This window comes from Ensifer sp. LC11 (assembly GCF_001695835.1).
Lineage (GTDB): Bacteria > Pseudomonadota > Alphaproteobacteria > Rhizobiales > Rhizobiaceae > Ensifer.
Genome location: NZ_MBSO01000004.1, coordinates 144,966 through 159,542, shown reverse-complemented (window position 1 = coordinate 159,542; position 14,577 = coordinate 144,966). Strand labels below are relative to the sequence as shown.

At 62.6% G+C, this 14,577-nt stretch carries 13 protein-coding genes; 8 read left to right on the top strand and 5 right to left on the bottom strand.

Annotated elements, in window-relative coordinates; translation table 11 throughout:
- Nucleotides 1-20 precede the first annotated feature (20 nt).
- Together BBX50_RS03525 and BBX50_RS03520 are read left to right on the top strand one after the other, a co-directional pair.
- The gene (locus tag BBX50_RS03525) at nt 21-371 is read left to right on the top strand and encodes a MarR family winged helix-turn-helix transcriptional regulator (protein ID WP_065773940.1); all 351 of its coding nucleotides are present in this window, start codon (nt 21-23) and stop codon (nt 369-371) included.
- A gap of 10 nt (nt 372-381) precedes the next feature.
- Complete coding sequence (locus tag BBX50_RS03520) at nt 382-1,236, top strand: NlpC/P60 family protein (RefSeq protein ID WP_065773939.1); 855 nt, start codon at nt 382-384, stop codon at nt 1,234-1,236.
- Nucleotides 1,237-1,287: 51 nt separating this feature from the next.
- On the opposite strand, the gene BBX50_RS03515 is transcribed toward BBX50_RS03520, so the two are convergent.
- The 5 genes from BBX50_RS03515 to BBX50_RS03495 form a co-directional block, all read right to left on the bottom strand.
- Nucleotides 1,288-2,247: a glyoxylate/hydroxypyruvate reductase A gene (locus BBX50_RS03515; RefSeq protein WP_065773976.1), complete on the bottom strand. Its 960-nt coding sequence runs from the start codon at nt 2,245-2,247 to the stop codon at nt 1,288-1,290.
- A gap of 9 nt (nt 2,248-2,256) precedes the next feature.
- Nucleotides 2,257-3,885: an ABC transporter ATP-binding protein gene (locus BBX50_RS03510; protein WP_065773938.1), complete on the bottom strand. Its 1,629-nt coding sequence runs from the start codon at nt 3,883-3,885 to the stop codon at nt 2,257-2,259.
- An 8-nt stretch (nt 3,886-3,893) separates the two neighbouring features.
- On the bottom strand, nt 3,894-5,039 hold the full coding sequence (locus BBX50_RS03505) for an ABC transporter permease (RefSeq protein WP_065773937.1): 1,146 nt from the start codon (nt 5,037-5,039) through the stop codon (nt 3,894-3,896).
- Nucleotides 5,039-6,121 carry a microcin C ABC transporter permease YejB gene (locus BBX50_RS03500; RefSeq protein ID WP_065773936.1) on the bottom strand — a complete coding sequence of 361 codons (1,083 nt, stop codon included), beginning with the start codon at nt 6,119-6,121 and terminating at the stop codon, nt 5,039-5,041. The genes BBX50_RS03505 and BBX50_RS03500 overlap by 1 nt, the downstream gene beginning before the upstream one ends.
- A gap of 183 nt (nt 6,122-6,304) precedes the next feature.
- Entirely contained in the window at nt 6,305-8,161 is a 1,857-nt protein-coding gene (locus BBX50_RS03495) for an extracellular solute-binding protein (RefSeq protein ID WP_065773935.1), read from the bottom strand.
- A 210-nt stretch (nt 8,162-8,371) separates the two neighbouring features.
- Between BBX50_RS03495 and mepA the strand changes: the two genes are divergently transcribed.
- The 6 genes from mepA (at nt 8,372) to BBX50_RS03465 (ending at nt 14,563) form a co-directional block, all read left to right on the top strand.
- Nucleotides 8,372-9,442: a penicillin-insensitive murein endopeptidase gene (mepA, locus tag BBX50_RS03490; RefSeq protein ID WP_065773934.1), complete on the top strand. Its 1,071-nt coding sequence runs from the start codon at nt 8,372-8,374 to the stop codon at nt 9,440-9,442.
- A gap of 104 nt (nt 9,443-9,546) precedes the next feature.
- Entirely contained in the window at nt 9,547-9,933 is a 387-nt protein-coding gene (locus BBX50_RS03485) for a methylglyoxal synthase (protein ID WP_065773933.1), read from the top strand.
- Between the two features lie 167 nt (nt 9,934-10,100).
- Nucleotides 10,101-11,120: a glucokinase gene (locus BBX50_RS03480; RefSeq protein ID WP_065773975.1), complete on the top strand. Its 1,020-nt coding sequence runs from the start codon at nt 10,101-10,103 to the stop codon at nt 11,118-11,120.
- A 112-nt stretch (nt 11,121-11,232) separates the two neighbouring features.
- The gene (locus BBX50_RS03475) at nt 11,233-13,053 is read left to right on the top strand and encodes an ABC transporter ATP-binding protein (protein ID WP_065773932.1); all 1,821 of its coding nucleotides are present in this window, start codon (nt 11,233-11,235) and stop codon (nt 13,051-13,053) included.
- A 21-nt stretch (nt 13,054-13,074) separates the two neighbouring features.
- Nucleotides 13,075-13,893: a 4-hydroxy-tetrahydrodipicolinate reductase gene (dapB, locus tag BBX50_RS03470; protein ID WP_065773931.1), complete on the top strand. Its 819-nt coding sequence runs from the start codon at nt 13,075-13,077 to the stop codon at nt 13,891-13,893.
- Nucleotides 13,894-13,927: 34 nt separating this feature from the next.
- The gene (locus BBX50_RS03465; protein ID WP_065773930.1) at nt 13,928-14,563 is read left to right on the top strand and encodes a 2,3-bisphosphoglycerate-dependent phosphoglycerate mutase; all 636 of its coding nucleotides are present in this window, start codon (nt 13,928-13,930) and stop codon (nt 14,561-14,563) included.
- The last annotated feature ends 14 nt before the right edge of the window (nt 14,564-14,577 follow it).

Here is a 14,577-nt window from a genome sequence, read left to right as displayed (position 1 = left end):
TTCCCACGCAGGAGCTGCCATTGCCGGTCGAGCTTACACCTTCGCAAGCCCTCGGGCTCTGGCATTCGGTGTCGCTCGCCCAGGTACGCGTCGACAGCCGCGACCTGACCTTGCGCCAGCTCGCGATCCTCCTGCATGTCTACCTCGTACCGCCGCCACACACCGTTCGTGGCCTGGCGGCGACCCTCGGTGTCACCAAGCCCGTCATCACCCGCGCGCTCGATACCATGGGTGCGCTTGGCCTCGTTGACCGGGTGCGCGATGATCGGGATCGGCGCAACGTCATCATCAAGCGCACCGTCGAAGGTGCGCTTTACCTTGAAAAACTCGGCGATCTGATCATTCTTCAGGGCCGCCATTTGTCTCTGTGAGTCTCAAGCCATGCCGCAACTGCCGGATCGTCGTCTCAACGCCTATCGCAGCGACCTCGCGGAGATCGCGCTGCGCGGCCTCGTCGAGGCGGAACGTTACGTCGAAGGCGTGCCGGCGAGGCTGTCTGCCCCGGTCACGCCGCTGCGCGCCCGTCCGGACGTCGCCTGTGGCACCGACACGGAAGGGCTCTACGGCGAGAGCGTTCGGGTCCTTGACACGGCTGACGGCTGGGCCTGGGTCAAGGCGGATCTGGACGGTTATGTCGGCTACATTCCGCAAGCTGCCCTCGTGGAGCAGTCGCCGGCGCCGACCCATATCGTCACCGTGCCCCGGACCTTCGTCTACATTGGCGCCGATCTCAAGTTTCCGCAGGTCTTCGCTCTGTCGATGGGAAGCCGTGTCGCCGTCACCGGCGAGACGGAAACGCGCGGCACGCGCTATTTCCTTCTTCAGGGCGGCCACGCGATCGTTGCCAACCATTGTGCACCCGTTGGTCAGGCCGTTAGCGACGACTATGTGGCCGTTGCCACGCGCTTCCTCGAAACGCCCTATCTCTGGGGCGGCCGTTCCGGCTTCGGCATCGATTGCTCGGGGCTTGTGCAAACGTCGATGCTGCTGGCCGGCCGCACGGTCGAGCGCGACTCCGACATGCAGGCCGCCCGTCTCGGCTCACCAATTGACCGCGACGAGCTGCGGCGCGGCGACCTCGTGTTCTGGAAGGGTCATGTGGCGGTCATGGAAGACGAGCGCACGCTGATCCACGCCAACGGCCACACCATGACCGTTGCGCATGAGGGTCTCGAAGAGGCGATCGCCCGCATCGGCTGGCTCTACGGTCAGCCGACCGGATACCGTCGCCCCTGACGCTTCCGCGTCGGACCAGACGGATCCGCTCGAAACGCGTTCCGTCCTAAATCAGTAGCCGGCTACTTTGTCGACGACATGTTCGAGCGACTGCCCGCTCTCGTACCGCGCGATCTGCTGCTCGACATGGCGGAACAGCGCCTTGACGTCGGAGGATGCCGCAACATGCGGCGTCACATAGACATTCGGCATGGTCCAGAAGCGGCTGTCGCGGGAAAGCGGCTCCTGCTCGAACACGTCGAGCGAGGCACCACCGAGCACGCCACTATCGAGCGCGGCGAGAATATCAGATTCGACCTGGCTTCCCCCACGGCCGGCATTGATGAAGACAGGTGCGCCGAAGGGACCGTTGCGGCTCAGTTTTGCAAACAGGCGCAGGTTGAAGATGCCGCGGGTATCCGGCGTCAGTGGCAGCAGGCCGACGAGGAAATCGGTGCGGGCGAGAAAGGCGTCGAGCTCGTTGCCGCCGAAGGTCTCGACGCCGGCGACGTCGCGCTTGCTGCGTGACCAGCCCACCACCTTGAAGCCCATGGCGGAGAGCTTGCGCGCGGCGTCCTGGCCGAGCACGCCCATGCCCATGGTGCCCACGGTGATGTCGGCTGCTTCCGGCTGGGTCAGGTCGCGCCATTCGCGCTTTTCCGCCAGCGCCTCATAGGCGCGATGCTGACGCAGATGCATCAGGCACTGCATGACGACCCATTCGCTCATGCGCGTCGTCAACGTCTGGTCGACGAAGCGCACCAGCGGCACTTCTGGAAGCCCAGGAAGCGTCAGCACGTGGTCGACGCCGGCGCCACCGGAGAAGACCACCTTGAGGTTCGGCGCCCGGTCGAAGAGATCCGGTGCGGATTTCCAGACCACCGCGTAGTCGATATCAGAGAGATCGCGATTGTGCTGCGCCGCATCGGCGCGGTTGATCACCTCGCGATCAGGGAAGGCGCCGCGAAGGGCCGCCTGCACCTCCTCCGGGATGAACTTCAGATCGACAATGACGGGGCTCTTTGCGGACATGGCGGACACCTATTGGCGGATCGCGGTGAGATTGACGGCTTCGAGGTTGAAGGCGGCCGCCATCAACGCCTTGGTATAATCTTCGCCGGGTGCGTTGAAGATACGCTCGGCTGGTCCCTGTTCCACCACCTTGCCCATGCGCATGACGATCATCTCGTTGGCGAGCGCACGCACGACCTTCAGGTCGTGGCTGATGAACAGATAGGCGAGGTCGTGTTTGCTCTGCAGGTCGCGCAGGAGGTCGACCACCTGGGCCTGCACGCTCATGTCGAGCGCCGAGGTTGGCTCGTCGAGCATGACGAATTGCGGCTTCAGCACCATGGCGCGGGCAATGGCGATGCGCTGACGCTGACCACCGGAGAACTCGTGCGGGTAGCGCCAGCGGGTCGCCGGATCGAGACCGACCTCTTCGAGAGCGGCGGCGACTCGGGCGTCGCGCTCGTTCTCCGAAAGCGCTCGTTCGTGGATCTTCAGGCCCTCGGCAATGATGTCGGCCACCGACATGCGCGGGCTGAGCGAGCCGTAGGGATCCTGGAAGACGATCTGCATCCGGTTCCGAAGCGGTCGCATCTCGTTGAAGCTGTACCGGTCGATATCCTTGCCGATGAAGGCGATGCGACCCTTCGACGAGATCAGCCGCGTCAGGGCGAGACCCAGCGTCGTCTTGCCGGACCCGGATTCACCGACGACGCCGAGCGTCTGGCCGGCGCGAAGCTTGAGGTCGATGCCGTCGACCGCCTTCACATGATCGACCACCTTGCGCAGGAAGCCGGCCTTGATCGGGAACCAGACCTTCATGTCGGAGGCTTCCATCACGATCGGCTTCGACGCGTCTGATGGCGGCGGATTGCCCTTCGGCTCGGACGCAAGCAGGTGGCGGGTATAGGCGTGCTGTGGATTGGCGAAGATCTCGGCGGTCGGCCCGGTCTCGACGATCTCACCCTTGGTCATCACGCAGACCCGGTCGGCGATCTTGCGCACGATGCCGAGGTCATGGGTGATGAACAGCATCGACATGCCGTGCTCGTCCTTGAGCGTCTTCAGAAGCTCGAGGATCTGGGCCTGCACGGTCACGTCGAGCGCGGTCGTCGGTTCGTCGGCGATCAGCAGTTCGGGCCGGTTGGCGAGCGCCATGGCGATCATGACGCGCTGGCGCTGGCCGCCGGAAAGCTCGTGCGGATAGGCGCTGAGGCGCTTCTCCGGCTCGCGGATGCCGACCTGGTTCAAAAGTTCGAGGATGCGCGTGCGCGCCGCCGCTCCTTCGAGCCCCTGGTGCAGTTCCAGGATCTCGCCAATCTGCCGCTCGATCGAGTGCAGCGGATTGAGCGAGGTCATCGGCTCCTGAAAGATCATGGTGATATCGTTGCCACGCACGTTGCGCAGTTCCGCATCGCTCGCCTTCAACAGGTCCTTTCCGTTGAACAGGATCTCGCCGCTTGGATGGCTTGCGGACGGGTAGGGCAGGAGCTTCAGGATCGAATTGGCCGACACCGATTTGCCGGAACCGGATTCGCCAACGAGCGCCACCGTTTCCCCGCGTTTGATCTCGAAGGAGATGTGGTCGACGGCAACGGATGTGTTGCCGCCCTGATGGAAGGCAACCGAGAGGTCGCGGACGGAGAGAATTGGGTCTGTCATCGTCGCGCTCACCGGAACGTCTTTCTCGGGTCGAAGGCATCGCGCGTCGCTTCGCCGACGAAGATCAGCAGCGACAGCATCAGCGACATGACGCAAAAGGCCGTCAGCCCCAGCCAGGGCGCCTGCAGGTTGGACTTGCCCTGGGCGATCATCTCGCCAAGGGAAGGTGACCCCGGTGGCATGCCGAAACCGAGGAAGTCGAGCGAAGTCAGCGTCGTGATCGAGCCGGAGAGGATGAAGGGCAGGAAGGTCAGCGTCGCGACCATCGCGTTCGGCAGCAGGTGCCGATACATGATCGTGCCGTTGCCGACGCCGAGCGCGCGCGCTGCGTTCACATATTCGAAATTGCGCGCGCGCAGGAACTCGGCGCGCACCACGCCGACGAAGCCCACCCAGGAGAAGAGCAGCATGATGCCGAGCAGGATGAAGAAGCCCGGCGGCAGGATCGCAGCGATGATCAACAGGATGTAGAGCACCGGCATCGACGACCAGATCTCGATGAAGCGCTGCATCAAAAGATCGGTCCAGCCGCCGAAGTAGCCCTGCACGGCACCGGCCGTCACACCGATCACCGCCGACGCAATGGTCAGCGTCAGGCCGAACAGCACCGAGATGCGGAAGCCGTAGATCATGCGCGCGAGCACGTCGCGGGCCTGGTCGTCGGTGCCGAGCCAGTTGAGGTTGCCGACGATGCAGTTTCGGTCGTTCGTCCCTTCGGGATAGGCCGAGCAGCGTTCTTCCTTGTCCATCAGCCAGAAGGGCCTGGTCGGCGCCGAATGCGGGATGTTGGAATTGACCGTCTGATAGGAATAGCGGACCGGCGGCCAGAGCATCCAGCCATTGGCTTCGATCTCGTCGCGAATGAAGTCGGAGCGATAATCGGTCTCTGCCAGGAAGCCGCCGAATTTTTCCTCCGGATAGTCGATGACAACGGGGAACAGCATCTCGCCCTTGTAGGAAGCGACGATCGGGCGGTCATTGGCGATGAGCTCGCCAACCAGGCTCAGTCCGAAGAGCGCCAGGAAGAGCCAGAGCGACCAGTAGCCGCGCCGGTTCGCCTTGAAATTCTGCCAGCGCCGCTGGTTGACCGGCGAAAGCCAGCCGCGCTTCGGCACCGGGCTGAGGCTCGCGGGAGAGGTCGTCACATCAGCCATCAGACATCCCTCCGCTCGAAGTCGATGCGCGGATCGACCCAGGTGTAGATGAGGTCTGACAGCAGACTGACGAGCAGGCCCATCAGCGAGAAGATGAAGAGCGTCGCAAAGACGATCGGATAGTCGCGCTTGACGACCGAATCATAACCGAGCCGGCCGAGGCCATCGAGCGAGAAGATGTATTCGATCAAAAGCGAGCCGGTGAAGAAGGCGGAGATGAAGGCGCCGGGAAAGCCGGCGATGATGATCAGCATGGCGTTGCGGAACACGTGGCCGTAGAGCACCTGGCGATCGTTGAGACCCTTGGCCCGCGCCGTCGTCACATATTGCTTCTTGATCTCGTCGATGAAGGAGTTCTTGGTCAGCAGCGTCGTCGTCGCAAACGCGGAGAGCAGCAGCGTGATCAGCGGCAGCGTCATGTGCCAGATATAGTCGAGGATCTTCTGCCACCAGGGCAATTGCCAGAAATTGTCCGACACGATGCCGCGCAGCGGAAACCAGTCGAAGAACGATCCGCCGGCAAAGACGACAATCAGCAGAATGCCGAACAGGAAGCTCGGCACCGCATAGCCGATGACGATGATGCCGGAGGTCCATACATCGAAGGCTGAGCCGTCGGAAACGGCCTTCTTGATCCCGAGCGGGATCGAGATCGCGTAGGAAAACAAGAGAATCCAGAGGCCGAGCGAGATCGACACCGGCATCTTCTCCTTGATGAGATCGATGACCGAGGTGTTGCGGAAGAAGCTCTCGCCGAAATCGAAGCGCAAATAGTTCCACATCATTGTGGCGAAACGCTCGAGCGGCGGTTTGTCGAAGCCGAACTGCTTTTCGAGCTTGGCGATGAATTCCGGATCAAGGCCTTGGGCGCCGCGATAGCGCCCGCCTTCGTCGCCGCCGGCCTGCATCAGGTCGCCACTGGTGCCGCTCAAGCGATCCGAGCCGCCGGCATTGGTGAGATCCGAGATTACCTGTTCGACCGGCCCACCGGGCGCGAACTGCACGACGATGAAGGAGATCGCCATGATCCCGAAAATCGTCGGGATCATCAGGAGCAGGCGGCGCAGGATATAGGCACCCATCAGGCGAGCCTCTCGATCGACGTGTGGGCGCTGGCCCGGACCCGCGAAACGTCGGCATGCCGTCTATGGTGTCTCAATCCCTGCGTCTCCTTGCTGCTGTCAGGCTCGCCTGGAGCCTTTTGCGTGTTTCAGTGATTCGTTTTTTTGCATTTGGAATCGAGACGCCATCGGAGTGCAAGGATTTCATTTGGCTGCGGCGTTTTTCGACCACCAGGCATCCGGGAAGCCCGTCCCGTAATAGGGAAGCTCCTGAGGATGGGCGAGCTGGTTCCAGTAAGCAACGCGCACCGACCTTGAATAGAATAGGGGCACGACAAAGTGATGGGCGAGAAGGACGCGGTCGAGCGCTCTCGTCGTTGCAACCAGTTCCTCGCGATTCGGCGCGAAGATGATCCTGCGGATCAGCTCGTCGATCGCCGGATCGGCAATGCCGGCATAGTTTCTCGATCCCGTCTGATTGACCGAGCCGGAGCCCCAGTAGTCGATCTGTTCGTTGCCGGGCACCAGTGTCTGCGCCCAGATGCCATAGATCATGTCATAGTCGAAGCTTCTGACACGGTTGGTGTATTGCGAGTCGTCGACGGTGCGGATGCGCGCGTCGATGCCGATCTTCTTGACGCTGTTTATGAACGGCGTGACCGTGCGCTCGAAAGACGGGTTGGACAGAAGCAGTTCGAAGCCGAAGGGTTCGCCGGTCTTCGTGTTGACCAGGCGGTTGCCCTTGAGTTCAAAGCCCGCCTCCTTGAACAGCGCGAGCGCCTTGCGCAGGTTGTCGCGCACCTTCTGCGGGTCGCCGTTGACCGGGTTCGTATAGGGCGTGGTGAAGACTTCGGCGGGAACCTTGTCCTTCAGTTCTTCGAGGATTGCCTTCTCGCGCCCTTCGGGCAAGGCCTTGGAGGCAAGCTCGGTGCCCCAGAAATAGCTGTCGACACGCTGGAAGGCATTGTAGGCGAGGCTGCGGTTGAGATCCTCGAAGTCGAAGGCGTAGTTCAATGCCTCGCGCACCCGCTGATCCTTAAACTTCTCGCGGCGCATGTTCGGCACGAAGGCCTGCATGATTCCGGTCGCGCGCAACGGGTTCTCGATTTCCTCCCGGATCACGCGACCGTCCTTCATGGCCGGGAAGTCATAGGCCGTCGCCCAATGGCTGGCGCTGTTGTCCTGGTAGAAATCGACATTGCCGGCGCGGAAGGCTTCGAACTGCACATTCCTGTCGCTGAAGAAGGCGTAGGTGATCGTACCGAAATTGTACTGGCCGACATTCACGTTGAGGTTCTTGCCCCAATAGTCGTCCCTGAGTTCAAAGCGGATCGAGCCGCCAGCCTGGAACGAGGCGATCTTGTAGGGGCCGGAGCCCATGACCGGCTCCAGCGTCGTGCGGCTGATGTCGCGCTTGTTGCCCTTGTCGTCCATACCTTCCCACCAGTGCTTCGGCAGGATGGGAAACTGACCGAGAATGTTCGGCAGTTCGTGGTTGTTCTTTTCGTCGAAGCGGAAGGTGACGTCGCGATCGCCGGTCTTTTCAGCCGAAGTCACGTGGCGGTAGTAGTTGGACAGGAGCGGATTGTGCTCCTTCACCTTTTCGAAGGAGAAGATGACATCCTCCGGCGTCACCGGCTGGCCGTCCGCCCACTTGGCCTCGGCGCGCAGACGAAAGGTGGCGGACGAAAAATCGTCGGGATAGGAGACGCCCTCGGCCAGCAGGCCGTAGGCCGTCGTGATCTCGTCCTCGGCGGATTTCAGCAGCGTATCGAAGACGAGGGATGAAACGCCGGTCGCCGCCTCGCCCTTGGAGAGGATCGGGTTGAACGTGTCGAAGGTACCGCTTTCCGAGAGCCGCAATTCGCCGCCTTTGGGCGCATCCGGATTGACATAGTCGAAGCGGGCGAAGCCAGGCTTGTATTTCAGTTCACCGATTGACGACGTGCCATGATGCCAGACGGGCTGTTCTTCGGCATTCGATGCAGGAGGGAAGAGAAGAGAAGCCGTCAGAAGTGAAGCGGCAAGGCCAGGTTTCACGGTCCTGCAGAAGTTTGGCATCCAGCCGGTACCCCTTATATTTCAATCTTCTTGTTCAAGAGCATAGGCGAAATCGGGGCAATTGACAGGCACTGCCGCAAATCAGGCAAATTTTTTGAGTCACATCCCGGTGATGCGCGTGAATCACAAGGCTGAGGCAAACACAGGGCCTTAGGATAGGGGCTCGTCGGACTTGGCGCGCGACTCGGCGCCAGCGTCGACGGGACAGGAATGGGACGAAATTCGATGATTGCTGCACTTCGACGTTGCGGCTCGGTGCTTCTGGCGCTGACGCTTGGAACAAGCCTTCTGATTGCTGACAACGCTGCCGCGGACGACACGCCTGCCAAGGCGTTGTTCGGCGCCAAGGCACTGCCGGCCGAGATGGCGGCGAACTCCTACGGCTTCTACGCGAAGGGTTGCCTTGCCGGCGGCGTCGCCATCCCGACAGACGGCCCGACCTGGCAGGCGATGCGGCTATCGCGCAACCGTCGCTGGGGCCATCCGCAGATGATCGCGCTGATCGAGCGGTTTTCCCATGATGCGGCCGAAAAGGTCGGCTGGCCGGGTCTGTTGCTCGGCGACATCTCGCAACCGCGCGGCGGCCCGATGTTGTCTGGTCACGCCTCGCACCAGATCGGCCTCGATGCCGATATTTGGCTGACGCCGATGCCGCAGCGCACGCTGACCTCTCGCGAACGCGAGGATATCTCGGCGACCTCGATGTTGCAGAAGGACAAGTTTCTGACGATCGATCGTTCTGTCTGGACGCCGAAACACGCGCAACTGATCATGTTGGCGGCGAGCTATCCGCAGGTGGAGCGGGTCTTCGTCAATCCGGCGATCAAGAAGAAGCTCTGCGACACCTGGACGGGCAATCGTTCGGCGCTTGGCAAGGTGAGGCCGATTTACGGCCACGACTACCACTTCCATATCCGCATCAAGTGCCCGGCCGGTTCGGCCACCTGCAAGGACCAGGCGGCGGTGCCGGAAGGCGATGGCTGCGACAAGTCGCTTGCCTGGTGGTTCACCGATGAGCCCTGGGCGAAGCCGACGAAGAAGCCGGGTGAAAAGCCCGTGAAACCGAAGCTCACCAGGCTTGCCGATTTGCCGAAGGCCTGCGCCTTGGTGCTGAACGGTCCTGCGCCTGCATCGGAAGCGGCCGCCACGTTTGGCACGGCCTATCGGGCGGCGGCACCTGCCGCGTCGGCTCAGGGCATCGAGCAGGTGATCGGCGCTGCCGAAGGCGACGTGCCGCCGGCCGATATTCCGGTGCCGCTGGCTCGTCCGACTTTGCAATAGCGCATGACCTGCGCGAGCGGGATGGGTGGGCGTCAATCTTTCCATTCCCGCGGCGTTGATGTATAGGGCGATCAAATCGATTTAAATATTGATGCGAGGCCCAAATGGCGGATCGGAAATGCATTGCCCTGATCGCACATGATCAGAAGAAGGACGATCTCGCCGCCTTTGCCAAGGCGCATGAAGCGGTTCTGTCCGACTGGCGCATCGTTGCGACCGGCACGACAGGCGGCCGTGTCCTCGATGTCTGCCCCGGGCTCGACATTACGCGGCTGAAGAGCGGGCCGCTCGGCGGCGACCAGCAGATCGGCGCGCTGATCGCCACCGGTGAGGTGCAGCTGTTGATCTTCTTCGTCGATCCCCTGACGGCGATGCCGCACGACGTGGACGTCAAGGCGCTGATGCGCCTCGCGATCGTCTATGACATCCCGATGGCGCTCAATCGCGCGACGGCCGAACGGTTGATCGACTTCAACCATGGATCACGATGATTTTGGGATCACGATGATCTTGGGTTGGCTCGACCCAAATCATAGGCGTGATCTCTTCTCATAGGTTAGAGCGGGATGTGGGCGGAAAACCGCACGCACTTTTCCTCATCCCGCTCTAGCTGATAGACAACAACACACCTGTCACGACCATCAGGATGGATCTTGCGATGCCCGTCACCAGTGAAAACGCCTTCCCCTTTCCGATCCTGATCGGCGATATCGGCGGTACCAACGCGCGCTTTGCCCTGCTGCTCGATGCCTTTGCCGAGCCGAAGCAGCTTCCGCCGATCAAGACGGGCGACTTTGCGACCATCGAGGAAGCGATGCAAAAGAGCATCCTCGACAAGACCTCGGTTCAGCCGCGATCGGCGATCCTGGCGGTGGCCGGGCCGATCCGGGGCGACGAGATCCCGCTGACCAATGCCGGCTGGGTGATCCGGCCAAAGGACATGCTTTCGACGCTCGGCCTGGAAGACGTACTGATCATCAACGACTTTGAAGCGCAGGCGCTCGCTGTTGCCGCTCCGGCCGACGAAGATCTGGTGCAGATCGGGGGCGGCAGCGTTCGCCCGCTGACGTCGCGTGTCGTCCTTGGCCCGGGCACGGGCCTCGGCGTCGGCGGACTGGTCTTTGCCCAGCACACCTGGATCCCGGTGCCTGGCGAAGGCGGCCATGTCGACATCGGTCCGCGCACCGAGCGCGATTTTCAGATCTGGCCCTTCCTTGAGCCGATCGAGGGCCGCATGGCCGGCGAGCAGATCCTTTGCGGTCGCGGCATCATGAATCTCTATCGCGCCGTCTGTGCGGCCGATGGCGTCGACCCGGTGCTGAGCGATCCGGCCGAAGTGACGACCCACGCGCTCGCCGAAAGCGACACGGCGGCGATCGAGACGATCTCGTTGTTCTGCACCTATCTGGGCCGCGTTGCCGGCGATATGGCATTGATTTTCATGGCCCGCGGCGGCGTTTTCCTGGCTGGGGGCATTTCGCAGAAGATCCTGCCGGCCCTGTTGAAGTCGCCGTTCCGCGCGGCCTTCGAAGACAAGGCGCCGCATACGGCGTTGATGAAGGCGATCCCGACTTTCGCCGTCATTCATCCGATGGCGGCCCTTTCCGGCTTGGCCGCCTTTGCCCGCACACCGAGGGATTTCGGTGTTGCAACGGAGGGACGCCGCTGGAGAAGCTGAGCCCCCGGCGCGCGCAAAGACTCGCCAAAGCGACATCAAACCACTATAGAGCCCCGGGAAAGATCGGGCCGGACACCGGCTCGCCAGGTTGGTTCCAGGGAAGACGGGCTTTTTGAGCGCCAGCAATAGAAAACAGCACGCGGTCGACTCCGATACGATCAGCGGTATCCTCAAGCGGGTCATTGCCGAAAACGGTCGCGACCATATTCGCGGCTACGTCTTTGCCATTGCTTGCCTCGCGGTCGTTGCTGCGACAACGGGTTTTACTGCCTCGATCATGGAAACCGTGATCAACGAGGCCTTCGCCAACAAGCGGGCGGACATCGTTCTCCTCGTCTGCGGCGCGATCCTCGGCGCGTTCGTGCTGCGCGGCTTTGCCACCTACGGGCAGGCCGTTGCCCTGTCAAAGATCGGCAACAACATCGTCGCGCGCTATCAGCGTCGGCTCTACGCTCACCTGATGGCGTTGAGCGTCGGCTATTTCAACGAGACGCGCTCGGCCCAGCTCGCCGCCCAGATCAGCCAGAATGTCAGCGGCATTCGCGACGTGCTCAATCTGACTGTTACCTCGATCGCCCGCGATCTGTTGACCCTCATCGGTCTGGTCGGCGTCATGTTCGCCAAGGACTGGCTGCTGTCGATCATCGTCTTTGTCGCGGCGCCGCCCCTGCTTCTCGGCCTGCGCTATGTTTCGAGGCGCTTGCGCTCGGCAACGCGCGAGGCGATCGAAGTCAACAGCCGCGTTCTCGGCGCGATGCAGGAAACGATCCAGGGCATCACCATCGTCAAGGCCTTCACCATGGAGAGTGAGCTCCGCGGCAAGGTCGAGACGATCATCGATCGTGCCGAAAACCGGGCAAACCGCATCGCCCGCTTGAGCGAACGCACCGCACCGATGACCGAAACCTTTGCCGGCCTCGCGATTTCCGCCGTGCTCGCCTATTCGGCCTTCCGCGCGATCTATGCCGACGTGCCGCCGGGCGCTTTCTTCGCTTTCGTTGTGGCCTTGTTGATGGCCTATGATCCGGCCCGCCGTCTGGCGCGGCTTCAGGTCTCGCTCGAGCGTGCCGCCGTCAACGCCCGCATGGTCTATGAGATCCTCGACACCGTGCCGCACCAGCGCGACAAGCCCGACGCCAAGGAATTGGTGGTCAAGGATGCGGCGGTGGAACTGCGCGACATCCGCTTCCAGTACGCCAATGGCGACGAGGTGCTGAAGGGGGTCAGCTTCATTGCCGAAGGCGGCAAGACAACCGCGCTCGTCGGTCCTTCGGGCGCCGGAAAATCGACGGTCATCAGCCTCATCCCGCGGTTCTATGATCCTTCCTCCGGGCAGATCCGGATCGATGGCCAGGACATTGCCGACGTCACCAAGCAGTCGCTGCGCAAGGGCATCGCCTATGTCTCGCAGCAGCCCTATCTCTTCGAGGGGTCGATCCGCGACAACATCCGCTACGGTCGCATCGACGCGACCGATGACGAGATCGAGGAAGCAGCCCGCCTCGCCTATGCGCATGATTTCATCCTGGCGCAGCCGCAGGGCTACGACACCGCGGTCGGCGAGAACGGCATGACGCTTTCGGGCGGCCAGCGCCAGCGCCTGTCGATTGCGCGCGCGCTGGTGCGTAACGCACCGATCCTGTTGCTCGACGAGGCCACCTCGGCGCTCGACACCGAATCGGAAGCGGCCGTACAGAAGGCGCTCGATCACGCCATGGATGGCCGCACCGTCATCGTCATCGCGCACCGCCTTTCGACCGTCGTCAACGCTGACAAGATCATCGTCATGAAGGACGGGTCCGTCGTCGAGGAAGGCACCCATGCCGAACTTGCACGGCGACCGGACGGTCTCTACGCTCGGCTCCACAATCTCCAGGGCCAGTCTCCTGAAGACCAGTCTCCCGAAGCGCCGGCCGGCGTCGAAATCCAATAGCGGACAAGAAGGAAGTCACCGATGGGCGCAAACGATATGAAGCTCGTGGTGGTGGGTGCGGCGGGCCGTATGGGCCAGACGCTGATAAGGACGGTTCACGCGATGGATGGCGTCCGCCTGCATGCGGCCGTCGAGCGGCCGGGTTCTCACTTCATCGGCCGGGATGCCGGCGAATTGGCCGGTCTTGGCCCGATCGGCGTGCCGGTCACTGATCAGCCGCTCGAGGCTTTCGTCGAAGCCGAAGGCGTGCTCGATTTCACGGCACCGGCCGGCTCCGTTGAGTTTGCCGGGCTCGCCGCCCAGGCCCGCATCGTCCACGTGATCGGCACCACCGGCTGCACGGCCGACGACGATCAGAAGATCCGCGCCGCTTCGCGCCATGCCCGTATCGTCAAGTCGGGCAATATGAGCCTCGGCGTGAACCTGCTCGGCGTTCTCACGGAAAAGGCAGCGCGCGCGCTCGCCCCCGCCGACTGGGACATCGAAATCCTCGAAATGCACCACAAGCACAAGGTCGACGCGCCGTCGGGCACGGCGTTGCTTCTCGGCGAGGCGGCGGCGAAAGGACGTGGCATCGGCCTTGCCGAACATTCGGTGCGGGTGCGCGACGGACACACGGGCCCGCGCAAGGCGGGGACGATCGGTTTTGCAACCTTGCGCGGCGGCTCCGTCATTGGCGAGCATTCGGTCATTCTCGCCGGCGAAGGCGAGCAGGTGACCTTGTCGCACAGCGCCACCGACCGCTCGATCTTCGCGCGCGGTGCGGTTACCGCCGCACTCTGGGCGCGCGGCCAGAAACCCGGTTTCTATTCGATGCTCGACGTTCTCGGGCTCAACTGACCTTCTCACTCTCAAGTCTCAAGGGGAATTCGACATGAGCGGTACTCTCGTCCTCGTTCGGCATGGCCAGAGCGACTGGAACCTGAAGAACCTGTTTACCGGCTGGCGCGATCCGGACCTGACGGAACTCGGCGTCGAAGAGGCCAAGGCCGGCGGCAAGGCGCTTGCCGACTACGGCATCAAGTTCGACATCGCCTTTACCTCGGACCTCGTCCGCGCCCAGCGCACCTGCCAGTTCGTGCTCGATGCCGTCGGCCAGTCCTCGCTCGAAACGATCCGCGACCAGGCGCTCAACGAGCGCGACTATGGCGACCTCTCGGGCCTTAACAAGGACGATGCGCGCGAGAAGTGGGGCGAAGAGCAGGTGCATATCTGGCGCCGCTCCTATGACATTTCGCCTCCGGGCGGCGAAAGCCTGCGCGACACCGGTGCCCGCGTCTGGCCTTATTATCTGACCGAGATCCTGCCGCGCGTGCTTTCGGGCCAGAAGGTTCTGGTCGCCGCTCACGGCAACTCGCTGCGTTCGCTGGTCATGGTGCTCGACCGCCTGAGCAAGGAGGAGATCCTCAAGCTCAACCTCGCGACCGGTGTACCGATGGTCTACAAGCTCAACGCCAATTCGACGGTCGCTTCCAAGGAAGTGCTGGGCGACATGTCCGCCGCCCATTGAGGCGACATAAGGAC